Source organism: Clostridium sp. HGF2, from assembly GCF_964240115.1.
Classification (GTDB): domain Bacteria; phylum Bacillota_I; class Bacilli_A; order Erysipelotrichales; family Erysipelotrichaceae; genus Clostridium_AQ; species Clostridium_AQ innocuum.
In genome coordinates this window covers 17,855-40,792 of sequence record NZ_CAXSSO010000012.1, presented here as the reverse complement: position 1 = coordinate 40,792, position 22,938 = coordinate 17,855, and the positions used below count along the sequence as shown (strand labels likewise).

At 44.1% G+C, this 22,938-nt stretch carries 22 protein-coding genes and 1 other annotated feature; of the genes, 20 read left to right on the top strand and 2 right to left on the bottom strand.

Translation table 11 applies throughout. From position 1 onward, the window contains the following. The first annotated feature begins 68 nt into the window (after positions 1–68). From ACESPQ_RS17550 to ACESPQ_RS17490, 13 genes are all read left to right on the top strand, one after another. Positions 69–932, top strand: coding sequence for an ATP-binding cassette domain-containing protein (locus ACESPQ_RS17550; protein ID WP_118001813.1), 864 nt, complete (start codon positions 69–71; stop codon positions 930–932). Next, positions 929–2,263 carry an ABC transporter permease gene (locus tag ACESPQ_RS17545; RefSeq protein WP_118001814.1) on the top strand — a complete coding sequence of 445 codons (1,335 nt, stop codon included), beginning with the start codon at positions 929–931 and terminating at the stop codon, positions 2,261–2,263. The genes ACESPQ_RS17550 and ACESPQ_RS17545 overlap by 4 nt, the downstream gene beginning before the upstream one ends. A gap of 298 nt (positions 2,264–2,561) precedes the next feature. Then, the gene (locus ACESPQ_RS17540; protein ID WP_257327983.1) at positions 2,562–4,229 is read left to right on the top strand and encodes a hypothetical protein; all 1,668 of its coding nucleotides are present in this window, start codon (positions 2,562–2,564) and stop codon (positions 4,227–4,229) included. A gap of 274 nt (positions 4,230–4,503) precedes the next feature. Next, positions 4,504–7,329 (top strand): sigma 54-interacting transcriptional regulator, encoded by a 2,826-nt coding sequence (locus tag ACESPQ_RS17535; protein ID WP_118001816.1) that lies wholly within the window; start codon positions 4,504–4,506, stop codon positions 7,327–7,329. 155 nt (positions 7,330–7,484) lie between these two features. Beyond that, complete coding sequence (locus ACESPQ_RS17530) at positions 7,485–7,919, top strand: PTS sugar transporter subunit IIA (RefSeq protein WP_002607371.1); 435 nt, start codon at positions 7,485–7,487, stop codon at positions 7,917–7,919. Beyond that, the gene (locus ACESPQ_RS17525) at positions 7,913–8,383 is read left to right on the top strand and encodes a PTS system mannose/fructose/N-acetylgalactosamine-transporter subunit IIB (protein WP_109770944.1); all 471 of its coding nucleotides are present in this window, start codon (positions 7,913–7,915) and stop codon (positions 8,381–8,383) included. The genes ACESPQ_RS17530 and ACESPQ_RS17525 overlap by 7 nt, the downstream gene beginning before the upstream one ends. Positions 8,384–8,401: 18 nt before the next feature. After that, entirely contained in the window at positions 8,402–9,193 is a 792-nt protein-coding gene (locus ACESPQ_RS17520) for a PTS mannose/fructose/sorbose/N-acetylgalactosamine transporter subunit IIC (RefSeq protein ID WP_118001817.1), read from the top strand. After that, positions 9,186–10,007: a PTS system mannose/fructose/sorbose family transporter subunit IID gene (locus tag ACESPQ_RS17515; protein WP_118001818.1), complete on the top strand. Its 822-nt coding sequence runs from the start codon at positions 9,186–9,188 to the stop codon at positions 10,005–10,007. The genes ACESPQ_RS17520 and ACESPQ_RS17515 overlap by 8 nt, the downstream gene beginning before the upstream one ends. Positions 10,008–10,102: 95 nt before the next feature. After that, on the top strand, positions 10,103–11,176 hold the full coding sequence (locus ACESPQ_RS17510; RefSeq protein WP_118001819.1) for an SIS domain-containing protein: 1,074 nt from the start codon (positions 10,103–10,105) through the stop codon (positions 11,174–11,176). Between the two features lie 425 nt (positions 11,177–11,601). Beyond that, positions 11,602–11,859, top strand: a complete 258-nt coding sequence (locus ACESPQ_RS17505) for an HPr family phosphocarrier protein (RefSeq protein WP_109770948.1) — start codon at positions 11,602–11,604, stop codon at positions 11,857–11,859. Positions 11,860–11,862: 3 nt separating this feature from the next. Further along, a complete protein-coding gene (locus ACESPQ_RS17500; RefSeq protein ID WP_118001820.1) occupies positions 11,863–12,501 on the top strand; it encodes an HAD family hydrolase in 639 nt (212 codons plus the stop codon). 29 nt (positions 12,502–12,530) lie between these two features. Then, positions 12,531–13,874 (top strand): MATE family efflux transporter, encoded by a 1,344-nt coding sequence (locus ACESPQ_RS17495; RefSeq protein ID WP_118001821.1) that lies wholly within the window; start codon positions 12,531–12,533, stop codon positions 13,872–13,874. A gap of 269 nt (positions 13,875–14,143) precedes the next feature. Continuing rightward, positions 14,144–15,181: a hypothetical protein gene (locus ACESPQ_RS17490; protein ID WP_373144617.1), complete on the top strand. Its 1,038-nt coding sequence runs from the start codon at positions 14,144–14,146 to the stop codon at positions 15,179–15,181. Between the two features lie 109 nt (positions 15,182–15,290). Here the strand turns inward: ACESPQ_RS17490 and ACESPQ_RS17485 are convergent, their stop codons facing one another. Continuing rightward, positions 15,291–16,364 (bottom strand): helix-turn-helix domain-containing protein, encoded by a 1,074-nt coding sequence (locus ACESPQ_RS17485; RefSeq protein WP_109770952.1) that lies wholly within the window; start codon positions 16,362–16,364, stop codon positions 15,291–15,293. A 137-nt stretch (positions 16,365–16,501) separates the two neighbouring features. On the opposite strand from ACESPQ_RS17485, the gene ACESPQ_RS17480 reads away from it, so the two are divergent. Further along, a complete protein-coding gene (locus tag ACESPQ_RS17480; RefSeq protein WP_002607381.1) occupies positions 16,502–17,233 on the top strand; it encodes a metallophosphoesterase in 732 nt (243 codons plus the stop codon). A gap of 69 nt (positions 17,234–17,302) precedes the next feature. Continuing rightward, positions 17,303–18,124, top strand: coding sequence for a MerR family transcriptional regulator (locus ACESPQ_RS17475; protein WP_109770954.1), 822 nt, complete (start codon positions 17,303–17,305; stop codon positions 18,122–18,124). Positions 18,125–18,218: 94 nt separating this feature from the next. Here the strand turns inward: ACESPQ_RS17475 and ACESPQ_RS17470 are convergent, their stop codons facing one another. After that, on the bottom strand, positions 18,219–19,187 hold the full coding sequence (locus ACESPQ_RS17470; protein WP_118001824.1) for an alpha/beta hydrolase: 969 nt from the start codon (positions 19,185–19,187) through the stop codon (positions 18,219–18,221). Between the two features lie 798 nt (positions 19,188–19,985). Here ACESPQ_RS17470 and rplK point away from each other — a divergent pair. From rplK to ACESPQ_RS17445, 5 genes are all read left to right on the top strand, one after another. After that, entirely contained in the window at positions 19,986–20,402 is a 417-nt protein-coding gene (rplK, locus tag ACESPQ_RS17465) for a 50S ribosomal protein L11 (RefSeq protein ID WP_002607384.1), read from the top strand. Positions 20,403–20,419: 17 nt separating this feature from the next. Continuing rightward, positions 20,420–21,106, top strand: a complete 687-nt coding sequence (gene rplA, locus ACESPQ_RS17460; RefSeq protein ID WP_002607385.1) for a 50S ribosomal protein L1 — start codon at positions 20,420–20,422, stop codon at positions 21,104–21,106. Between the two features lie 33 nt (positions 21,107–21,139). Beyond that, positions 21,140–21,266 (top strand) — a sequence feature (ribosomal protein L10 leader region). Between the two features lie 43 nt (positions 21,267–21,309). Further along, entirely contained in the window at positions 21,310–21,831 is a 522-nt protein-coding gene (gene rplJ, locus ACESPQ_RS17455) for a 50S ribosomal protein L10 (RefSeq protein ID WP_002607386.1), read from the top strand. Positions 21,832–21,852: 21 nt separating this feature from the next. Continuing rightward, positions 21,853–22,224 (top strand): 50S ribosomal protein L7/L12, encoded by a 372-nt coding sequence (rplL, locus tag ACESPQ_RS17450; RefSeq protein ID WP_002607387.1) that lies wholly within the window; start codon positions 21,853–21,855, stop codon positions 22,222–22,224. A 71-nt stretch (positions 22,225–22,295) separates the two neighbouring features. Further along, positions 22,296–22,907, top strand: a complete 612-nt coding sequence (locus ACESPQ_RS17445; protein ID WP_373144615.1) for a class I SAM-dependent methyltransferase — start codon at positions 22,296–22,298, stop codon at positions 22,905–22,907. The last annotated feature ends 31 nt before the right edge of the window (positions 22,908–22,938 follow it).

Here is a 22,938-nt window from a genome sequence, read left to right as displayed (position 1 = left end):
AAGTGATCCGGCAAATGAAACATGCAGAAAATTATATACTTGTATTCAGCAAGAGATAGGAGATTTATATGAATGTAAAACTGGAACAGCTGTCCAAGCACTTTGGAAGCGTCATTGCGGTTCAACATATGAATGCCGTATTAAAGCCGGGAATCACCGGTCTTTTGGGAGCGAATGGCAGCGGAAAAACCACACTGCTGCGCATGATGGTCAACGTACTGCCTCCGGATGAGGGACATATCCTATACGGTGATATTGACATACGGGAAAAACGGGAGGAATATCTTGCCAATATCGGCTATATGCCGCAGCATCTGAGTATGTATCCAACCTTTCGGGTTGAGGAATTCCTTCAGTATATGGGGGCTGTCAAGGGCTTGACGAAGTCCTATACGATGCAGCGTATACAGGAGCTTCTTCCTGCAGTTCACCTGGAGCCACAGCGGAAAAAGAAGATTCGGACGCTTTCCGGCGGCATGCGGCAGCGCCTTGGCATTGCACAGGCACTCCTGAACGATCCTGCTGTCCTGATTCTCGATGAACCGACCGCAGGGCTGGATCCAAAGGAACGAAACCAGTTTTCCCAGCTTTTAAGCGAGATGTCCAAGGATAAAATCATTTTACTGTCAACACATATTGTCAGTGATGTGGAAGCCATAGCCGATCAGATTATGATCATGAAAAAGGGGTGTCTGATTGCCCATGATACACCGCAAAAGCTTCTTTCGATGCTGGACGGCAGGGTGAAGGAGCGTCAGGTATCACAAAAAGAGCTGGAGCAGCTGCGTGGGCATGCCGTTATATGCTATCAGCGTGCATCAACACAGGGAACACTTGTCCGCTATCTGGATGAAACAGGCAGGGATGCCTGCAGTGTGGAGCCGACCCTGAACGATTTGTATTTATATCATTTTCAGGAGGAAGAGGCATGAGACTGTATTTGCTGGAATGTAAAAAAATAATGACCTCCCGCTTTCATCTGATTCTTTTACTGCTGTTTATGATGCTTCCGATGGTCATTTTTCAAAATAGAATTACGGATACCGGAGAAAATACGAATCCTTATCGGCATGCGGATGGAAGCAGGATGAGCAAGGAAGAAATTCAGGAGGAAGTGCATCATGAAAAATTAAAATGGACCGGTACCATGGATACAGCGTGGTGGAACCGTTTAAAGGTGGCAAAAAAAGCGGCAGATAAACGCATAGATACGCATTTTTTCAACATGGAGAAAATGAATGCACTGTATGGGAAAGACTGGTATGAGGATTATCAAAGCAATAAAAGAGATTACGCCTATGCGGATGATACAAAGGAAGCAAAAAAAGGAAAGCGGATTCTCTATCTGCGCGAGGAGTTTCTACCAAATTATAAAGAGGATATCGCAGATGAGGTGGTCAGCATGCTGTATTTGAATTATGGAAAGACTATGCTAGCGGATAAACCATGGAACAGTGAGGATGGCACCTTTGGGACGATGTACAGCTCATTTAATAATGAAAAGGTCGCAGCCCCGGTATATTCCCTTGATGTGAGCAGGGCTGAGCTTCAGCTGCTGAAGGATTACATGAATGAAAAGAAATCCTTTCATTACGGAGACAGCAGAGAATGGTTTTCCTTACTGGAAACCTATTCCACAGTAGGCATCGTGCTTATGGTGTGGGTACTGGTGATATCCAGCAATGTGGTCAACAGGGAGCGTAAACAGAATATGCTGGAGGTGCTCAGCTCCTGCAGCAGAGGCGGCAGCGCTTTATTCTTGTCCAAGCTGGCCGCTGTGATAACCTGTGCACTGATTGGCTTGCTGCTGATGATTCTGCCGGTAACACTGTATGCGTGGCTGTCCGGAAATCTTGGTGATATGGCAGTAAATATCACCGAGGGTCTGCATATGATTTCTGTATTTACCTATCAGGAGGGATTCCTCATATCCATGGAGGTCCTTGTACTGGGAGCTGTGGTCTGTGCAATTCTGGGAACACTTGCCTCCACCTGTCTGAAATCCTCCTATGTATCTCTTGGACTCTGCATGCTGTGTATGCTTGCAGGTACTGCTCTGTCCTCCTACGCATCGTGGATGAAGCTGTTTCCCTTTAAATTTATGGAACTTACATGTGTCGCAGTCAGAGGCTTCACCTGCAATCTGTTTGATCAGGCCTTTTTCCTCTGGAAGCTGCTTCCTCTTGTATGGATTCCCTGCAGTTTTCTGCTTTGCTATGCAACCCTACGCATCTATCGCTCCCGCTCTTATCACAGAATTTAGAAGCTATAAAGCATGAAAAGGAACATGCTGTCCATGAAAGAGGATGCAAGGCATAGCTGTAGCTGAAATAAGCTGAAATGAGGATATATCCTATACGTGATTGATTGCACCCCTGTGGATATGAGGAAGGGGTGACCTTTATTCATAAACAAGGTCAATGGACTTAACTGGTAACAGATATGTTTGCACAGCATAGAGCTAACGTAGTTGTTTGAAAGACAAACTTATATGGAAAACAGTGTACGAACAGGCCGGAATATGATATATTTATAACAAATTCAAAAGCGAGGGATAAGCAATGAAGAAATATATATATTTTCTGATTCCTGTATATGCACTGTACATATTCGGAATGTTTTATGTGATGCTGCCACCATTGAACTGGCATGCACCGGCTTTCTGGAAGTTTCTGGCACTGAGTGCAGGACCGCTTCTGGTGCTGCTGATCGTGTTTTCCTTTACCAAGCGTCAGATCGATTCCTTTCAGAACTGGCGTTCATCCTTTCATAACAAGAATGCCGTTAACCTGACCAGTGAACAGAAGCGCTGGGGAACAATCTGCAAGGCTTCCATTCTGGCACTGATGTTTGTGGTTGTCTTTCCATCCGCAGCTACTCTGGTTACTTCACGCATTTTCCATGCAAAGGCATTCTCACAGAGAATTGAACCAAAGGATGTGGAATTCAGCGAGGTTCCGCAGGTGGATTTCAAAAAGACACCGATTATTGACCGTGACAGCTCCATCCGTCTGGGAGATAAGGTTATGGGAAACATGACCGAATGGGTTTCCCAGTTTGATGTCAGCAATGAGTATACACAGATTTCCTATAAGGACAGTGTGTATCGTGTGACACCGTTAACCTATAACGGATTTATCAAATACTTTAAAAACAAGAGCGGCGGGGTGCCTGCCTATATCACGGTGGACAGCACCAGTGGGAAAACAAAGCTGGCAAAGCTGAAGGATCTCGGAATGGATGGTATGAAGTATGTTCCATCTGCGTATTTCAATGAAAACCTGAGCCGTCATTTGCGTTTCCAGTATCCGACTGAAATTTTCGGAGAGCCATCCTTTGAAATTGATGAGGAAGGAAGACCATGGTACATTTGTACAACCTACACGTATTCCGGCGTTGGAAATAAGAAACGTGTCACCGGAGCTGTGTTTCTGGATCCGATTACCGGTAAGAGTGAGAAATATGACACCAAGCATATTCCATCCTGGGCAGACCGCATTTATCCGGAATCTCTGGTCGTGGAGGAGCTGGATGACAATGGCAGTCTGAAGAAGGGGTTCTGGAACTCCCAGTTTGGACAGACCGGTGTCATTGTAACCTCCGAGGGCTATAATTATCTGGAAAAGAACGGGGATATCTGGCTGTACAGCGGACTGACCTCCGCAAATGCGGATGAATCCAATCTGGGCTTTGTACTGGTAAATCTGCGTACACATGAAGCCATGAAAATCGCTACGGCGGGCGCCAATGAAAAGAGCGCGATGAAGAGTGCGCAGTCTGAGGTGAAAAACTACGGTTATCAGTCCACCTTCCCGTTACTGATCAATATTAAGGGGAATCCGGTATATCTGATGTCGTTAAAGGATAACGGTCTGATTAAGATGTATGCGACGGTTTCTGCTGTGGATTATCAGAAGGTGGCTACTGTATATACGGATGAAGGTCTGGATGCACTGTTTAAAAAGACACTGAATCTTTTAGGAAGCGGCAGTGAGGACAATATCAGTAAGGAGTCCTTAAAAACAGAAGATATCACGGTTGCCGGAGTGGAAAAAATCAACATGGACGGTAATACGATTTACTATATTCAATCGGAAAAGGGCGATATCTATAAGATTAGCTTTACAACGAAATATGAGAGTCAGCTCGTATTCCTGAAGGCCGGCGATAAGCTGAACATATCCTATATCGATGCCGAGGGCATTAAGACGATTAAGGAACTGAAATGAGGTAAGCATCCCTGAAACGGGGATGCTTTTTGTCTGGGCAAGATATTAAAGGTATACATTTTTTACCATATAGGTTTCACTTATGCTTCTCTACAACATCTTTTTCGCAGATAATGGTTCTTTCTTTCGTGAAACAGAAGGAAATTCATGTATAATAAAGAGTAATAGGAAGCATTTTGTATAATCAAATACATTATCTAATAATTATACAGAATATGTATGGGTGGTTCACTTCTGAAATACATGTATTTCATGGAAGAAAAGGAGAGAGTGCATGAGCGATAATACGATCAGGCAGGGCATTCTGGAACTGCTGGAAAGGGAATGCAGTATTCTGGATTTTGACAATTTATGGTCGTCTGAGGAACTGGAGGCACTGACGGCAACGTGGCTGAGCGATCATTTCCAATGCAGCCGAAATCTGATTTCCCATTACATGAGTGAGCTGCAGCAAAAGGGGCAGATTATCAAAATCAATACACGCCCGGTATACTTCTTTCTGCGAAAATCACTGGAGGAACGCTTTTCCGTACAGCTGCAGAGCGATATTTATGAGACACTGGAAGAAATGCGCAATGAATTAAAGGCAGCGGATAAGAAGCATGCATTTATGAATCTGATTGGTGCACAGGACAGTCTGAGCTATGTGGTAGAGCAATGCAAAGCAGCTGTCTCCTATCCTGATCACGGACTTCCGATTCTTTTACAGGGACCTACCGGAACCGGGAAAAGTCTGATCGCACAGCTGATGTTTCAATATGGGAAGGATACGCATATTCTATCCGCAGACAGCCGGTTTGTGACGGTAAACTGCTCGGAATATGCAAACAATCCGGAGATGCTGATGACCAATTTATTCGGCTATAAAAAAGGTGCCTATACCGGTGCGGAAAAGGATACCCCCGGATTGCTGGCACTGGCTGATGGCGGTATTCTGTTTATGGATGAGGTACACGGACTGAAGCCGGAATGTCAGGAAAAGATATTTCTCTTCATGGATAAGGGCATTTATCATATGGTCGGGGATAATGATGTATGGTATGAATCCAATGCGAGAGTGATTTTCGCGACAACCATGCAGCCAAGTGAGGTGCTGCTGAAAACACTGCTGCGAAGGATACCGCTGATTGTCAAGGTGCCTTCCCTTGCAGAGCGCCCTCTGCAGGAGAAGCGAAGACTTCTGCAATTTCTGATACAGGAGGAGGAACAGCATATTCAACGGGAAATCTGCCTGTCGGATCTGGTCTATCGCACGCTGGAGCGTCATGTTTTTGCCGGCAATGTCGGAGGGTTGAAAAACTGTATCCGGGCAAGCGTTGCCAAGGCATTTCTACGCAGTCAGGAAAAACAGAAGCATGTGGAGCTGCATCTGTATGATCTGCCCAGCGACCTGCTGGAAAGCACAGGTCAGGACCTGACACTGTACAGCTATGACGATAAAACAATGATTCGCAGCGGTGATATGCTGGTAAATATACAAAAGGACGGGCATCTGTATAAACTGAATTCCTACCTTGTTCACAAATACCGTACCTTGAATCATGCCGAGCTGAAGCTTTCCTCCTATGTGGAAAGCTGCTGCCGAAAGCTGGAACAGTATGTGGATTATCTGTTTGCGGGAAATACCTATGAATCGCCGAAGCTCGATATGATGAATCATCTGGTGAAGAATATCATGAATATAGTGATTCATAAGTATCATCTGGAAACATTCTCCAACAATGAAATATCCGTGCTTGTTCATTTTATGAATGATTATATGCAGAACTATGCTTCCATCAACCAGCTGAGAATCTGTAACCGCAAGGATGTGGAGCAGCTGCAGAATCTGCTGCATCGTGAATACGGACTGGAATATGATATTGTCTGTGATATCTGGCAGCTGGTCAGTGATGCGTTAAACTTTGTGCCCGGACCGTTTGCTTTTCTGGACCTGTTCCTATTTATCCGGTATTTTGACCGGGACATGCAGGCTGCGGATATTCCGGCAGTGATTATCGCCCATGGCTATGCAATTGCCAGCGGAATTGCCGAGGTTGCCAATCAGCTGTTGAAGCAGCATGTTTTTGATGCTATCGATATGCCGATTGAAAGTGACTTTGAAGTTATCGTAACGAAGCTGAGCGACTATTTAAAGGGGAAAGAAAGCAGTAAGGAAGTAATCGTCCTTGTCGATATGGGCTCCTTGGAGGATATCTATCAGCGATTGGGCAGTGTTAAGCTTATGGATATCGGTATCATCAATAATGTTACGACAAAGCTGGCGCTCGATATCGGCAGTATGATTTTGGAAAAAATGACGATACAGGATATCCTCAGGGAAGCCAGCAGTCATCTTCCTTATCATTATAAAATCATCAAAAACCGTGTGAAGCAGGATGCCGTCTTATCGGTATGTGAGACAGGAATCGGTACGGCGGAGAAAATCAGTAATCTGATGGAGGAATCATTACCTGAACATGTATCCATCAGTGTGATTCCCTATGATTTTGATTCCCTGATAAAATCGGGAAGAAGCTCTTCTATTTTTGAAAAATATAATATTCTGTTCATTGTTGGCACAAAGAATCCAAAAATAGCTGATATTCCTTTTATTTCATTGGAGGAAATGATTGAACAGAAGAGTGTGGAGAAAACGAATGCAGCGTTTGCCCAACGTATGCGTCCGGATCAGATCGAAGTCTTTAATGAAAATATGATTAAAAATTTCTCTATGGATAATTTACTGGACTATTTAACCATTCTGGACAGCGATAAGATTATCAACAGTGTGGAAAAAATCATTAAGACGATCCAGCGGGAACTGCAGATGGTTCTCAGCAGCAACATCGCACTGGGCCTGTATATCCATATCAGCTGTCTGATTGAGCGACTGATTATCAATAAGAATGTGACAAAGTTTCATAATCTGGATACCTTTATACAGGAGCATGGAGATTTCATCGCTATTGTAAAACGGGCATTTCATGATGTAGAGGTGCATTACAATGTGGAAATACCGGTTAGTGAAATTGGCTATATTTACGATTATATCTTTAAGCGGGACAGTGTCAAGGCGGTGGATGACAGTGTCAACGAATTATGGGAAACGATTGAATGATGGTTTTTTGATAGTAGCTGCAATATCTTCAATAAAATTAAATAAGCCCCTGTTTAATGGGGAAACAGGAACTGCGTGTCGATTTTACGAAAATTGGCACGCAGTTTGCTTATAGATTAGTGAGACGTGAAATATCAGGAAAGGAGGGGAGGAATTTGAGAAACATCATACTGGCTTCTCATGGTTCATTGGCCGAGGGCATGCTGAGTGCTGTGCGAATGATTGTGGGAAGCACGCAGGGAATCGCCGCATATGGATTGGACACTTATAAGACACCGCAGGATATCTACCAGCTGCTGAAGGAGCAGATTGAACAAAATCAGGATCAGGAGTACATCCTGCTCTGTGATATCAATGGCGGAAGTGTTCACAATCAGCTCATGCATTTATGCATCTTTCCCAAGGTTTATCTGATGACCGGAATGACGCTGTCTGTTGTATTGGAGCTGCTGCTGACACAGGATCATGGAAATACAGAGGAGCTTTTAAGGAAAACGATGGAGAATGCCAGGAAAAACATTCTGTTATTTAATTATCAAAGTGTTAAAAGTGAAATTGACAAAGGAATCGAGGATGATAAATTATGGTAGAACTTTGTAGAATTGATGATCGTCTGCTGCATGGACAGGTGGCGGTAACATGGGTTAGTGCAGTAGCGCCGGAAGCCATTCTGATTGCGAACAATGAAGCAGCGACCAATGAAATGAGTAAGCTCGCACTGAAAATGGCGAAGCCGGCCGGTATTAAGCTGGCAGTTAAAACAATCGATGATGCAGCTGCTCTGCTCAATAATCCGAACGCAAAAAAGATTAAGATTTTCCTTATTACAAGAACCATTCAGGATACATTGAGGCTTGTGAAAATAACAGACTGTATTCATCGTGTGAATATCGGCGGTGTTAAGAACAAGGAAGGAGGTAAGATGATTGCGGCAACCGTGTGTTTGAACGATGAAGATATTCAGGCACTGAAGGAGCTTAAATCGCTGGTAGATGATTTGGAACTTCGCATGGTGCCATCAGAAAGTAAAACGAATATTGATAGGTATCTTTAAAGAAAAGGAGGAATTATTATGATTCAGGCGCTATTAGTTGGATTAACAGTAACAATTCTGGGCTTTGCCGATTTCTGGTTATGCAATCCGATGCTGGATCGTCCGCTAATTGTCGGTACAGCGATTGGTATTGTCTTGGGTGATGTGAAAACAGGCGTTGAGGTAGGCGCTGCATTGGAACTGGTATTCATGGGGGTTATGGCAATCGGCGGAACAGTGCCGCCGGATTCCGTGTCCGGAACAGCTGTTGGTACAGCATATGCAATTATTCTGGGGGCAGGTGTTGAAACAGCGTTTGCACTGGCTGTCCCTACTTCTATTTTTTGCCAGATGTTATTCGTGCCGAAAATCGCAACACGTTCGCTTTTTACACCGTTTATTGATCGTATGGTAGAAAAAGGAAACTACAAGGGTATCCAAAGACTATTCCCCTTAGTTTCTATCACTACATGCATAGTCAGTGGTCTAATCTGTGCATTGGGTGTTGGACTGGGGGCAGATGTTATGAAAGAATTCATCAATATTTTACCACAGACGCTGCTGGATGGCATGGGAGTTGCGGCAGGAATGCTGGGAGCTGTCGGATTCGGCTTGCTGCTGAAGATGATGTGGCAGAAGAAAATGGCTGTCTATTTCTTCCTTGGATTCATCATGGCTTCCTATTGTGGTATGCCGCTGATGGCGATTGCAATTACTGGTGTGATCCTAGTCGTTATTCTGTATTTTGAAGGTGAATTCTCAAAGCGCCGGCAGGCAAATAAGCTTGTCGCAAGTGGTGATACAGGGGAGGAGGACTTGTTCGATGATTAAGGAAAAATTTGGCTTAACTGATGAAGAAGGGAAATTGATGGCCAAAGTAGCCCGTCGTTCTCACCAGGTTGGATCTGTATATACATGGGAGAAATTTCAGGCAATGGGGTATATGTGGGTTATGATTCCGGTTATCAATGCGATGTATGACAAAAAGGAAGATCGTATTGAGGGATATAAACGTCATTATGAATTGTTCAACACAAATCCGGTTGTCGGAGGATTTATCACCGGTCTTAGCGCTGCAATGGAGATACAATGCGCACGCGATAGGAATTTCGATAAGGCTTCCATCGGCGCTGTGAAAACATCCCTGATGGGTCCGTTTGCCGGTATTGGTGATTCCATTTTCCAGAGTACATGGCGTGTTATCACTATGGGAATCGGCTTGAGTATGGCGAAAGATGGAAATATTCTGGGTCCTATCGTCTTCCTGATACTGTTCAATCTGCTGGCAGAGCCTGTACGTATTCTATTTCCTTATATAGGATTCAAAATGGGTACAAAGTTTATGACACAGGCTGAAGAAAGCGGCATTATGAGTTATGTCACGAAAGCAGCGGGTATCATCGGTTTGATGACGGTTGGTGCTATGACAGCTACCATGGTATCTTTGAATATCGGTTATGTCTTTACTATGAACGGGGCGGAACAGTCTTTACAGGAAATGCTGGATTCTATTTTTCCATGCATGCTTCCGTTACTGTTGACGCTTGGCTGTTTTAAATTATTGAATAAGAATGTGAAGCCAACCACCCTGATTGTTTTAATTATGGTCCTTGGTATTGCCGGAAAATACATAGGTATTTTCTAAAGCTGAAGAATCTAAAGCTGAAGAATTTAAAATTGAAAGAACTAAAATTGAAAGAAACGCAGAGCCTCAAAGGAGGCATATAGGAGGAAATTAAAATGAGTTTAATTGATACAATAAGACGAGTACCAACACCGGTAAGAGCTGTGATAAACAATCGAAAAGAAATAACTGCAGGCTTATTCACCTATCTGGGGGATAGACTTGCAACAGTTAATGAAATCGTTTTGATCGGCTCTGGAACAAGTCATACCTGCTGCATGACGTCACATGTATTTGTAGAACAGGCAAGCGGTATCTCCACAACGGTAATACTGCCGAATCTCTTTCTTGAGAAAAGTGTTTTGAATCCGAATGCACTCTATGTTTTTACATCACAGAGCGGGACTTCATCACTGACGCAGGCATCACAGAAAAGAGTGAACGATCTGGGATATCTGAATGTAGCGGTTTCAGAAGAACCGGATTCTCCTTTGGCAAAAGCCAGCGGCTGCTGTATCCTGCTGGAAGTGGATCATGAAGAATACGGCTGTCGTACGATCGGCTATTGTATGTCTGCATTTACTCATATGATCATGGCGATGGAAATCGGACTGGCAAGGGGAACGTTATCAGAAACCGAATATGCATCCTATTTGAAGGACGCAGAGGCAGCAGCCAATCATCATGGTGAAATTTGTGATGCTACCATGCAGTGGTTTGATAGAAATAAATGGAAGCTGATGAATAAGGACGGATATGCTCTGTATGGTGCAGGCGCCCTGTATGGTGCTGCTGTAGAAGGCGCCTTGAAAGTGCTTGAAATCGCACAACGCTATCTGTGTGTCGGTTATGAAATGGATGAGGGGATGCATGGACCTACGATGGGATTTACAAACCGTGTCGCTGTTATCATACTGAATGACGGAAAGAATGAACGTCTTGCGAACGGACTGGCAGATTATATCAAGGATATGGTAGGAGATGCTTTTGTTATCGGAAAGAATACGAAGGATGAGCGAGATCTTGCATTTGAGCCGGTGGGCGGTCCATTCGCCTATCTGGAGTATACTCCGGTAGTAGAAATACTTGCGGCACGACTGGCTTTTGACTATGGTATTACTGTCAATCCTATCGGAGCTAATGCAGAATCCATGCCAGAAACAAACTATTTCAATACGCATGATGAATAAGCGATAAATCGATTTCCAAAAGATGCTGGTTAGTTCCATTCTCGTTGAAGAGCAGAATCTCAACAAGGGAAGCTGCATAGCGGCTTATTCCGTGCTGATGGATTTTACTTAAGAAATGGCTGTATCAGCATCTTCTCTTGCGAATAAGCCAATATTTATCGGGCTGAACTTTATAAGCTGTCATGCTCTGCTTTGCTGCATTGAAGAGCATGCGAGTAGAAATAGGTGCTTTCCGTACAGCGTTTGATATAGGACCCGCTCCTTTCTCGGCATCCGCTTGCCGTTGTGCGGTTTTATTCTTATGGTATCAGCTTCACTTGTCTTTACACTGCTTCGCTACGTTGACAGATAACAGGCATGACCCAATCAGGAGAAAAAGGAATCAATGGATGTAAAATCTGGAAATAAAACAGTGAGGTGACAGGATGATAACATTCCAATATACAATCAAGAGCCACATGGGGCTTCATGCACGTCCGGCAAGTGATCTTTCCTCACTTGCGAGGAAATTCAGCAGTTCGATTACGGTGTACAGCAGGAGGCGAAGAGCCAATGTGCGAAGGATCGTTGAACTGATGGAGCTTAATGTGGGAAGAAATGAAATTTTGTTATTTGAAATCCAGGGCAGTGATGAGCAGCAGGCGGCAGAAGAACTGCTCTGCTATTGTGAAAGAAGGTTGTGAGAGTTGCGAAATTATAAGATGGTTGTGTTTGACTGCGATGGTACTCTGGTGGATTCCGCCATCATGATTGCTATGCTTTATGAGGGGTATCGGAAAATGTATCCGAATCGTTCTTTCTTGCCGTATGAGCATTTCATCCCCTGTTATTTTCAATCAGATCAGGAGAATTGTGCATATCTGCAGATTCCCAAAGAGGATAAGGAACGCTTTGAGGATATTTGTTTTCACCAGCTGGAATTCGGAATGAGCAGCGTAAAGCCATTTTCCGGAATCAATGAAGTGCTGATTGAAATACGAAAGCTCGGGTATGAGGTTGGTATTGCGACCTCCAGAAGCTATGAAGCCTTTTATGGTATACGAGAACAGTTATCAAAGGAAGCGTTTGATTGTTTTTCCTGCATCGGTGTTCAGGATGTTGTTCACCATATGAAGCCTGCACCGGATGTGCTTCTTTATATCATGGAACAAACCGGCTTACCAAAGGAACAGCTGCTGTTTGTCGGTGATTCTATGAATGATGCCCGGTGTGCAAAGGCTGCCGGTGTGGATTTTGTGTGGGCGAAATGGGGAAGTATAGGCACAGAAGTATTCCCCTGTATGTATGCCGCAGAAAAACCGGAAGAGCTTTTATTTTTATTGTGAGCTTGTGAAAGCTGATCAGGAGGGTATCCATGCAAAAGAAAATAGATTTACTACACGGTAATTTATATTCAGTTCTGCTGTGGTTCGCCCTGCCCTTTCTGGCAGCAAATCTGATACAGGTACTGTATGGCACCGTCGATCTACTGGTGGTCGGATGGTACAATGGCGAGGCACAGATTTCTGCCGTATCACTGGGGTCGCAGATCACCCAGCTGCTACTGTCTTTGATTACCGGTCTGACCATGGGCAGTACCGTACTGATTGCACAGTATGCAGGAAACGGTAAAGAAAAAGATATTGAATCCTCCATAGCTACAACCTTTACACTTTTTCTTTTTCTGGGAGTTATGCTGACTGTCGTGATGTTGGTGCTGACGCCGCAGCTGCTACAACTCATACAGACACCGCCGGAAGCCTATGGAGATGCCTGCAGTTATGTATATATATGCAGTATAGGTATCATTTTCAGCTTTGGTTATAATGCAGTCAGCGCAGTTCTTCGAGGTCTGGGTGATGCTAAAAGTCCGCTGTACTTTATCATAACAGCCTGTATTGTCAACGTCGTGCTGGACTTTCTGCTGGTTGCCGGCTTCCATATGGGAGCCGCAGGTGCTGCAATAGCGACGACATTTTCTCAGGGTGTATCGCTGATTCTGGCAATCATGTTTTTGCGCAAACAGAATTTCAGCTTTGATTTTCATGTATCCAGCTTTCATCTGCATAAGGATAAGGCATTGCTGTTGTTGAAAATCGGACTGCCTATTTCTTTGCAGGAGGTCATATCAGCAATCTCTTTTCTTTGCATTGCCGCAATTATCAACGGCTTCGGTGTCGCTGCCAGTGCTGCTGCCGGTATCTGTAATAAATTCGAAGGCTTTGCCATGCTTCCGTCAACGGCAATCGCATCCGCCATCAGTACAGTAGCCGCACAGAATATCGGAGCCGGTAACTGGAAGCGTGCTGGTAAAGCCTTGTGGATCAGCGTTCTGTTTGCCTTTACCGCTTCCATGGTATTCTTTATCTGGGCCGGTATATCGTCTGAAAGCATCCTGCGGATTTTCAAAGCAGAGGGTGCAGTTATCATTGCAGGAGAACAATATCTGCATTATTTCCGCTATGATTTTCTGCTGGTTGCCTTCGGATTTACAATGAACGGCTTTTTCAATGGCTGCGGACGAACACTGTTCGCCATGGTCAATGGAATAGCAGCATCTCTATGTATTCGTATCCCTCTCGTATTTATTCTGTCGCAATACGGGAATCATGATCTTACCGGAATTGGTCTTGCAATTCCTGCCGCAACGCTTGTATCTGTGATTGCCGCAATCATCTATTACCGCCGCGGCAAATGGAAACAGGCACTTACGGTGTAAAGCAGAACTCAAAACTGCATGCATCTGGTTTTGGAAGAGGAGGACACTTATGCTACATAACTTCGATAACCAGTGAGTATATAGGAATCAAAATCTGTCACGCATCCCTGTGTACTTGTAAAAAAGCTCCTTTGTTCTTATGAAGAGGAACGCTGTTTGCAGTCATACAGGGATTTTTTATAAAAAAGAAGTCCTGTATCGGGTTTCGGTGAGTGCTATTTACTCGCTTTTCCTGTATAATATTGCCATACGAATAAAAGGAGAAATGCATGGAACAAATAAAAGAAACAAGCCTGAAGTTTTCAGAATCACCGCTCTGTCCGATTGCGGCTGACGTCATCAGTGATGGAGAGAGTATTTATTTTTATATGTATGATCTGGATTTTGAAAATGAACGATTGATTGCCCGCTCTGCCTGCTGGGTGAAAAATCTGGTGGAGGCACCTCTTTCCTTTCAGAAAGATAAAATTGATGAGGATCATCAGCCGGTACTGCCTGCTATGTTTGTAGATGAGGATATGGATATAAAACCATGGAATGAGGATGAGCTGGAAATTGTCTGGAGTAAGGAAGGACATATCGCCGGTTTACTGCATAACAATGAAATTGTCTGTGTCATACCATCCTGGGCAGACGGTCACAACTTTCCCGGCTATGCTCTGTATGCGAAGGAAAACAATATGGTTGCGTGGAAGCTGAAGGATGCCAGTCCCATGGTGGAACGGATACTGGAAGGGAAGGCTTTCTGGAAACAGGAATTTAATGAGGTGTGGAAAACCTATAACACCCCTTATTTCTCACAGCTCAGTGATTTGTTCGGGGCTGCTACCAACTGCTATGACTTAAACAAGGACCGTTTTCCAAGCAGACTGCTGTTAACCTTTGAAAAGGATGGGATGTCGTATGCCTTTACCATTGGTGCCGGTATGTTTTCCATGCCGAATGCAGACCGTTATTATGCGGAGTATGAAGACTACGCCCGATGTGAATACGCAGTTCAATATCCGAGCAGTTCGTTGAGCAGGGAAGAGGAAATGGAGCTGTTCTCCTCGATTGCCGGTTTGTGTTCACTTCCATGGCATGCGATTGACTGTGTCGGACACGGGCATACACTGGATATCCCAATCAAAGATAAGTATGGCTGTGTGCTGATCGATGATGATAAAAGCGGGGATCCGTTACCTCTGCATTTAAAAAAGGAAGGCGTACATGTATACTGGATTCGCAGTGTGGAGGATGAGATATTTGCACAGCTCAAGGATGAGGAAAAGAAAGAGCAGCTCTGCCTGCATACCGAATTGCTGTAAGGTACAGTACGAAAACATCTATATACGTATACGGGAGAAAGGCAAAAAGAACAGAACCATATGTGAGCGCTCTGTTCTTTTTATCTGGAATCTTCTGGTTTTTTATGCATCATTCTTTCCTTGATAAGGCGATTTCCTCTTTCAACAGCTGCTGTACACTGGCAAATGATAAGATGGAAGACTGTGCCATATCCTCTAACATATCTTTTATGTGCGTCTGCATGATTCCCTTGGCGAGCCCCTGAGCGTTCAGCTCTACATGATCAAACCAGGGAATGTCATGTAGCTGCATCTGCCGCTGTTTCTGAAGATTGTCCATTGATTTCAACTGCTCGATATATTCCTTTACATAGCGAAGAGTGGCTGCTTCATCATGCAGTGCCGCACTGTAGATATACAGCTGGGACATTACCGAGAGAGGGAGCTGAAACAGGTGGCTTAAGCCTTCCATCAGCTGCAGATAGCTTCTTAACATATCCATACGGTTGTTGCGCTTTGCCAGATTACACATATTTAATAGGATCATGCCTATCTGATGATAGTGGGAAAACAGCTGAGCCTGCAGCATATGCATAGCTTCGTCTTCATCCTTGATCTGCATGGCAAGCGTACCTTCCAGAGAAGAGGTATCCGCAAGTCTGGGCAGTTTCTGCAGCAGCTGCAGACCTTCCTCATAGCGCTGTTCCATTGCCAGAAAATTCACCAGAAGAATACCGGCAAGCTGCTTTTTCTCTAAATCCGCTGACTGTGAAACCTCCTGTGCCAGCTGCTTTGCCAGTGCCAGAAACTCATTTGCCTGATCTTCCTCCTGAAGCAGAAGAAGTACCTGCATAGATAAGCGGGCAAACGATAATTTCAGGCTCTCACTGTTGGGATACTGCCGTAAAACTTTTTTCACATATGCCATGGCTTCAGGGAAAGGTGCACTTTGAAACTGTCCCAGCATTTCTTCACATAGCCTGTTCACCTGCTCCTCGCTCAGATTTTTTTCAAAATTCAACAGCTCATCAATACTGATATCAAAAATTCGTGCTAAAATGGGAAGTGTAGATATATCGGGACAGCTGCTGCCGTGCTCCCATTTACTCACTGCCGCAGAGCTGACATGAAGAAGTGATGCCAGCATTTCCTGTGTATAACCCTTTTCATTGCGCAGACGAACGATGTTTTTACCTATATCCATATATATGCATACCCCTTACTTTCTACAGGTACCTGTAACTATAGTATAAAGCAGGACAGGGCTTCCTGCAATGGAAGAAGAGTTAACATACTGTGGTATAAATCAACTGCTGGTTAAGGCATAAAGGAGGGATGTTTTTGAGTACCTATGTGATGAGTGATGTCCATGGCCTTAAGGACCGCTACGATGCCATGCTGGAGGCACTTGCGTTACAGAATGAGGATACGCTGTTTATACTGGGGGATGTGATTGACCGCGGAAGGGATGGAATTGCCATCCTTCTTGATATTATGAATAGAGATAATGCACATATGCTGCTGGGAAATCATGAATATATGATGAAGCAGTATTATGAGGCGGTGCACCATGTGATAACCGATATGCAGGAGGCATGGGTGGTAACCGATCGCTGGCAACGCAATCACTGCAGCCCGACGATCGATGCCTTTGAATGTCTGAATGAAAGGAAGCAGCGTGAGCTTCTGGATTATCTGGATGAACTGCCGATTGCAATCTGTGACCTTAAAGTGCATGAGGAACTGTTTTACTTAACACATGGCAGTGCGCAGCCACAGTTTACGCATGGTATCGTAACACAGCAGGATGTGAAAGACAGTGATGTTACAATGGAACGCTTTGTATGGGACCGTATGGATGTACATGAGCGTCTGTTTGATGACCGCAGTGTGATTGTCGGTCATACACCTACCCTGTTTTTTCAGGAGACACATCCCTATACTATTTGGACAGATACCGGTGATGTAAAGACTGCCCGTGTGATGGATATCGACTGCGGGTGTGCGGCAAATGATATTCACAGCAGACTGGGGGTTGTCTGTCTGGATACAAGAACCGTACAGTATTTCTAAAAGCGGGTTGACTCTGACATTGTGTCATGGTGTATACTTCCTGTGAGCTCAGAAAGCGAGGTGCCTTGCATGTTAAGGATTGGTGATTTTTCGAAGCTGTCCAGGATCAGTATCCGGATGCTGCGGTATTATGAAAAGCATAATCTGTTGAAGCCCCGTTATGTGGATGAGGAAAGCGGATATCGCTTTTATGCACATGAACAGATTTTCGAGGCTGCCAAAATACGGTTTCTAAGAGAAGCCGGCTTCAGTGTCGCCATGATGGAGGAAATCATGACGCAGTATGACAGTCCGCAGGAGATTCAGCGGTATTTTCAGATACGCATGAAGGAGCTGGAAGAGGAACGGCAAAGGATCTCGAATACACTGATCCGACTGGAACGGGCGCAGAAGCTGCTCGATACGGAGGATACGTTTATGAAGTATACGGTAGAAGTAAAACAAATCAAGGGAATGTATGCCGCAACCCTGCGCAGCATGATTCCCACATATGAGCGTGAGGATCTGGTATGGAAGAGGATGTACAGCATCCTTGCGGAAAAGCATCTGGATATCACCTTTGCACAACCGCAAAATGCACGGGCATATTTTTTTGATGAGGGATTTGCAGAAAAGAATGTGAATATAGAAATCGCCACGGAGGTAGTCGGCAGCTATGAGGATGTTGAGGATATCTGCTTTCGTCAGCTGAAGGATGAAACGGTTGCCAGTGTTACCTTTACCGGTGATTACAGCCAGATTACGGAGGTCTGCATGGCGATTACGATGTGGATCAAGGAAAACGGCTATGAGCTGGATGGAGCGAATTTCTGCATCTATCACAAGGGCTGGGGGCAGTGTGACAATCCAAAGGAATTTATGACAGAAATCTGTTTTCCAATTCGTAAATAAGAAAAGAAGGTAGAAGAAAACAATCCTGTTTAAGGTACGCAGGATTGTTTTTTGTTGTTTCTGAAGGTATCTGTAAGGATACCTTCCATATGCATTATTTCATATGCTCATCGAGGAAGTGGAAAATCTTCTGATAATACGCCTTTGGCTGTTCATACATATTGGCTCTGTGTCCGCTGTTTTCCACAATGTAGAGATCCTTCGCGGACTGACAGGCATCATATAGGCGAAATGCCATATCACAGGGCACATGCACATCCTTTTCACCATGGAGAAACAGAGTTGGAAGAATCGCCTTTTCCATCTTCGGCAATGCGCTTGCCTTGCGGATGCCGAATTTCATTTTCTGTTTTACAAGGACACCCATGGAATCCAGAATCGGGAATGGAGGCATTTTATAATAGTGCGTCATCTGCCATGATAATATATCATACACCGAGGTGTATCCGCCGTCTTCAATGATACAGCGTACTGCGGCAGGCAGTTTTTCCTGCGGACAGAACAGAATTGTGTCCGCTCCCATGGAAATACCGTACAAAACGATTTCCGCCTGTGAATCCATTTCCAGAACCGCATCGATCCAGCGAAGTAAATCCTTACGCTCATTCCAGCCCAGAGATATCAAAGAGCCTTCGCTCTCTCCGTGTGCACGTGCATCCGGGGTAAGCACATGATAGCCCTGTTCATGAAAGGCTCTTGCGACTGTCCGCATATCCTCCTTGGTGCAGGCGTAGTCATGCATAACGATAGCCCAGCGGTGTGATGTATGGTCCTGGGAAGGATAAATCATACCAACCAGCTGCAGACCGTCTTCACTTTCTACAGATACCTTGTCAACCGCAACATTCTGTATCCATTTCTTACAGAGCAGCAGCTCCTTGTGGCGCCGTGTTTTTTGTTCATCATTCAGATCCGCGTCTACCAGACTCAGCTGCTTCCCCTTTTTCAGTTTTTTCCGGTTTAGCGTCTGGTCAAACAGTGTCCGGCACAGAAAGAAATCGGTTGCGGCCGCAAGTGTGGACGCTGCCCCCAGCCCGGTAATGATTTTTGATTTTTTGCTCATGTTGTCAGCTCCCATCTAATTTGTTTCATTATCTATATTATATAATGAAATCTGTGAAATTACGAGCGGAAACGTTTACATATCGTATGAAAGGTACAAAAAAGTTGTTTTTAGCACGTTGCAGGCTGAGCATTCTGCAAGGGGAATTTTAAGATGGAAAGCCAGGGCGGTATCTGTCATAAAAGGCAGGTCTGTAAGGTAGAAGGGGATGAGGTACACCATGGTTGTCTAATGGTAAGAATGTCTTTTTATTGTGATAAGGGAAATTAAGACTGTTAATCTATCGTGCTAAAAAACAAATAGTAGTAAACATCAGGGATATTCATAATAAACGTAAGCAAGGCAGTGATATTGCAGAAATAATGATATGGATATGCAGGTGAATCTGCTGTACTCTGTATGGGATATACATAGATTCAATGCAATGAATCTATGCATTTGCAGAAACCTTATGCTTTGCTGTATGCCGTAACCTGCTGTAAGAGTTTCATAGTTAGCGTTGTTCTGCTGTCGTGGATGCTATTGATATAGAAAGCCGCTTGCGGATAATCTTTGATTCCTTCAGCTGTAGCAGGTATGGATAACTGAAAAAGATCTCTTTTTCTGAATACAAAAGAAGCGATAAAAGAGAAAGGGATATTACTTGCGTAATTTATGAAAAAAACAGTTGCAATTCCAATAGAATCATATTACAATACTAAGTACCGCGGTTTCGTGGTATTTTCATGCGTGGGAGAAGGAGGCAACCCTTCATTCTGACCACTGCATAAGACTTTTTAAATATAGGAGGAATGTCTTGTGAGTAAGAAAGTTGCAAAAGTTTGTAAACTTCAGTTCCCTGCAGGGGGAGCTAGACCGGGACCTGCACTGGCTTCTGCCGGTATCAACATGCCGCAGTTCTGTACAGCATTTAATGATGCTACGAAAGAACGTGCCGGTGATGTCGTTCCAGTTATCATTACTGCATACGAAGACAAGAGCTTTGACTTCGTAATCAAAACAACTCCGGCTGCTATGATGATCAAAAAAGCTGCTGGAATCAAAAAAGCTTCAGGAAACCAGAAAGAGATCTCTGGAAAAATCACAGTAGATCAGCTGCGTGAAATCGCAGAATACAAAATGCCAGACTTGAATGCCAACGATGTGGAAGCTGCTATGCGTATTGTCGCAGGTACTGCTAAAAACATGGGTGTTGAAGTTGAAGGTTTTGAATAAGAAAGGCGGAAAACAAAATGGCAAAATTCGGTAAAAAATATGTAGAAGCTGCTAAAAAAGTTGATCGCACAAAAACTTATTCAGTAGCCGAGGCAGTAAAATTAGCAAAAGAAACAAACATCGCTAAATTCGACGCATCTGTTGAAGTTAGCTTCAAATTAAATGTGGATCCTCGTCACGCAGATCAGCAGATTCGTGGTGCGATGGTACTTCCACACGGAACTGGTAAAACACAGAAGGTCTGTGTTATTACACAGGGACCGAAAGAGCAGGAAGCGAAAGATGCCGGTGCAGATTTCGTCGGTGGAAAAGAACTGCTGGAAGACATCCAGAAGGGATGGTTCGACTTCGATGTTATCGTTGCGACTCCGAACATGATGGGTGAGCTTGGTAAGCTGGGACGTCTGTTGGGACCAAAGGGCTTAATGCCAAACCCTAAGACTGGTACAGTTACCATGGATGTAGCAAAAGCTGTTGAAGATATCAAAAAGGGTAAGGTTGAATACCGTGTTGACAAAGAAGGAAATATCAACCTGATGATTGGAAAAGTAAGCTTTGACGATGAGAAGCTGGTTGACAACTTCAATGCACTGCTGAAGGTAATCTCAAAAGCACGTCCTGCGGCTGTAAAGGGTACTTACATCAAAAACCTGGTGATTTCCACTACCATGGGACCTGGTGTCAAAGTAACTGTTGAAAAATAACGATTGACAAAATCTCGTTAGCAGGTTAGAATATCAGATGTTATCAATATACCATAGACAGTAACGGCCCTACGGCTTAATCATGTTACCGAGGTAAAAGTTGGATACTAAACTTTCACCCGTAGTCTGTCTATGCCTGCGGGTGTTTTTATATCACTCTTAAAGGGTATATTGTTACATATAAATTTAGGAGGTGTGAAGTTATGAACCAGGCGATTATCGATAGCAAGAAAGCGGTCGTTTCTGAAATTGCTCAGAAAATGAAAGAATCTCAGTCAACTGTTGTTGTTGAGTACCGTGGACTTAGCGTTGCCGAAGTAACCGAGTTACGTAGAAATCTGCGCGAAGAAGGTGTTGAGTTCAAGGTTTACAAAAACTCACTGGCTCAGCGTGCTGCTGTTGAAGCAGGTGCGGATGATCTTACAAAGGATCTGATCGGACCAAACGCCATCGCATTCGGTGGTGACGCAGTTGCTCCTGCGCGTGTTCTGGCAAAATTCGCTAAGAAACATGAACACTTGGTATTGAAAAGCGGAATCGTAGAAGGAAAAGTTGTTGGTGTAGATACCATTAAGGAACTGTCCAGTCTGCCGAACCGTGAAGGTATGTTATCAATGCTGTTAAGCTGTCTGCAGTCTCCAGTACGTGGATTTGCATGTGCTGTTAAGGCAGTGGCTGACGCAAAAGACGGAGGTTCTGCTGAAGAAGCAGCTCCACAGGAATAAACTTACAGGAGGAAAATGAAAATGGCAAAATTAGCACAGGAAGATATCTTAGCTTACTTAGAAGAAGCTACCATCTTAGAACTTAACGAATTAGTAAAAGCAATCGAAGAAAAATTCGGTGTAACAGCTGCTGCACCAGTTGCTGTAGCTGCTGTAGCAGACGACGCTGCTGCTGCAGGACCTAGCGAAGTAACAGTAACTCTGACTGACATCGGTGGAACAAAGGTTGCTGTCATCAAGGCAGTACGTGAAATCACTGGTTTAGGTCTGGTTGACGCTAAGGGTCTGGTTGACAAGGCACCAAGTGTAATTAAGGAAAACATCAAACCGGAAGAAGCAGAAGAAATCAAGAAGAAACTGATGGACGCTGGTGCTTCTGTAGAAATCAAGTAATTCATACTTACACATTTTACAAACAACAAAAAGCCGAGAGGCTTTTTGTCACCTAAAAAGGCGGGATAACGATGGATCATTACTATACAGATAATCGTCATTTAGCAGAAAACCGGAAGGAAATATCTTTCCGGTTTTGGTGTTTTAACGTTTCTTTTATTACTGATAACGGTGTGTTCTCCAAAGACAGTGTCGATTTTGGTACACGGGTACTGCTCAACACGCTGCATGAGCATGAGGAAGAGCTGGGAAATCAACTTCTTGACATGGGCTGCGGCTATGGCGTTGTGGGAATCGTTACCAAAAAGGCATGGCCGGATAAACAGGTTGAAATGGTGGATGTCAATCCCAGGGCGGTGGAGCTTGCCAGGGATAATGCTGAAAAAAATAATATCGAGGCAAACATTCATGTATCCGATGTATATGAGCAGGTAAGTGGGAATACTTTTACTGATATCATAACAAATCCTCCGATTCGTGCCGGTAAAAACGTCATCTATAACATCTTTGAGGAGGCATGGAATCACCTTGCGGACCAGGGGACACTTTGGGTTGTGATTCGCAAACAGCAGGGAGCACGCAGCGCCGTGACGAAAATAAAAGAAGTGTTTGGAAATTGCGATATCATTCACAAGGAAAAAGGATATTTCATACTAAAAGCAAAAAAAGCATTGACAATTTGACAAACAGTTGATATTATAATAAATTGCATAA

Bases quoted from the DNA above. Each gene is read 5' to 3' on its own strand.
- ACESPQ_RS17545 (WP_118001814.1), top strand. From the start codon at position 929: ATGAGACTGTATTTGCTGGAATGTAAAAAAATAATGACCTCCCGCTTT.
- ACESPQ_RS17540 (WP_257327983.1), top strand. From the start codon at position 2,562: ATGAAGAAATATATATATTTTCTGATTCCTGTATATGCACTGTACATA.
- ACESPQ_RS17550 (WP_118001813.1), top strand. From the start codon at position 69: ATGAATGTAAAACTGGAACAGCTGTCCAAGCACTTTGGAAGCGTCATT.
- ACESPQ_RS17490 (WP_373144617.1), top strand. From the start codon at position 14,144: ATGGAACAAATAAAAGAAACAAGCCTGAAGTTTTCAGAATCACCGCTC.
- ACESPQ_RS17515 (WP_118001818.1), top strand. From the start codon at position 9,186: ATGATTAAGGAAAAATTTGGCTTAACTGATGAAGAAGGGAAATTGATG.
- ACESPQ_RS17505 (WP_109770948.1), top strand. From the start codon at position 11,602: ATGATAACATTCCAATATACAATCAAGAGCCACATGGGGCTTCATGCA.
- ACESPQ_RS17520 (WP_118001817.1), top strand. From the start codon at position 8,402: ATGATTCAGGCGCTATTAGTTGGATTAACAGTAACAATTCTGGGCTTT.
- ACESPQ_RS17445 (WP_373144615.1), top strand. From the start codon at position 22,296: ATGGATCATTACTATACAGATAATCGTCATTTAGCAGAAAACCGGAAG.
- ACESPQ_RS17535 (WP_118001816.1), top strand. From the start codon at position 4,504: ATGAGCGATAATACGATCAGGCAGGGCATTCTGGAACTGCTGGAAAGG.
- ACESPQ_RS17510 (WP_118001819.1), top strand. From the start codon at position 10,103: ATGAGTTTAATTGATACAATAAGACGAGTACCAACACCGGTAAGAGCT.
- rplL (WP_002607387.1), top strand. From the start codon at position 21,853: ATGGCAAAATTAGCACAGGAAGATATCTTAGCTTACTTAGAAGAAGCT.
- rplJ (WP_002607386.1), top strand. From the start codon at position 21,310: ATGAACCAGGCGATTATCGATAGCAAGAAAGCGGTCGTTTCTGAAATT.
- ACESPQ_RS17495 (WP_118001821.1), top strand. From the start codon at position 12,531: ATGCAAAAGAAAATAGATTTACTACACGGTAATTTATATTCAGTTCTG.
- rplA (WP_002607385.1), top strand. From the start codon at position 20,420: ATGGCAAAATTCGGTAAAAAATATGTAGAAGCTGCTAAAAAAGTTGAT.
- ACESPQ_RS17485 (WP_109770952.1), bottom strand. From the start codon at position 16,364: ATGGATATAGGTAAAAACATCGTTCGTCTGCGCAATGAAAAGGGTTAT.
- ACESPQ_RS17470 (WP_118001824.1), bottom strand. From the start codon at position 19,187: ATGAGCAAAAAATCAAAAATCATTACCGGGCTGGGGGCAGCGTCCACA.
- ACESPQ_RS17525 (WP_109770944.1), top strand. From the start codon at position 7,913: ATGGTAGAACTTTGTAGAATTGATGATCGTCTGCTGCATGGACAGGTG.
- ACESPQ_RS17475 (WP_109770954.1), top strand. From the start codon at position 17,303: ATGTTAAGGATTGGTGATTTTTCGAAGCTGTCCAGGATCAGTATCCGG.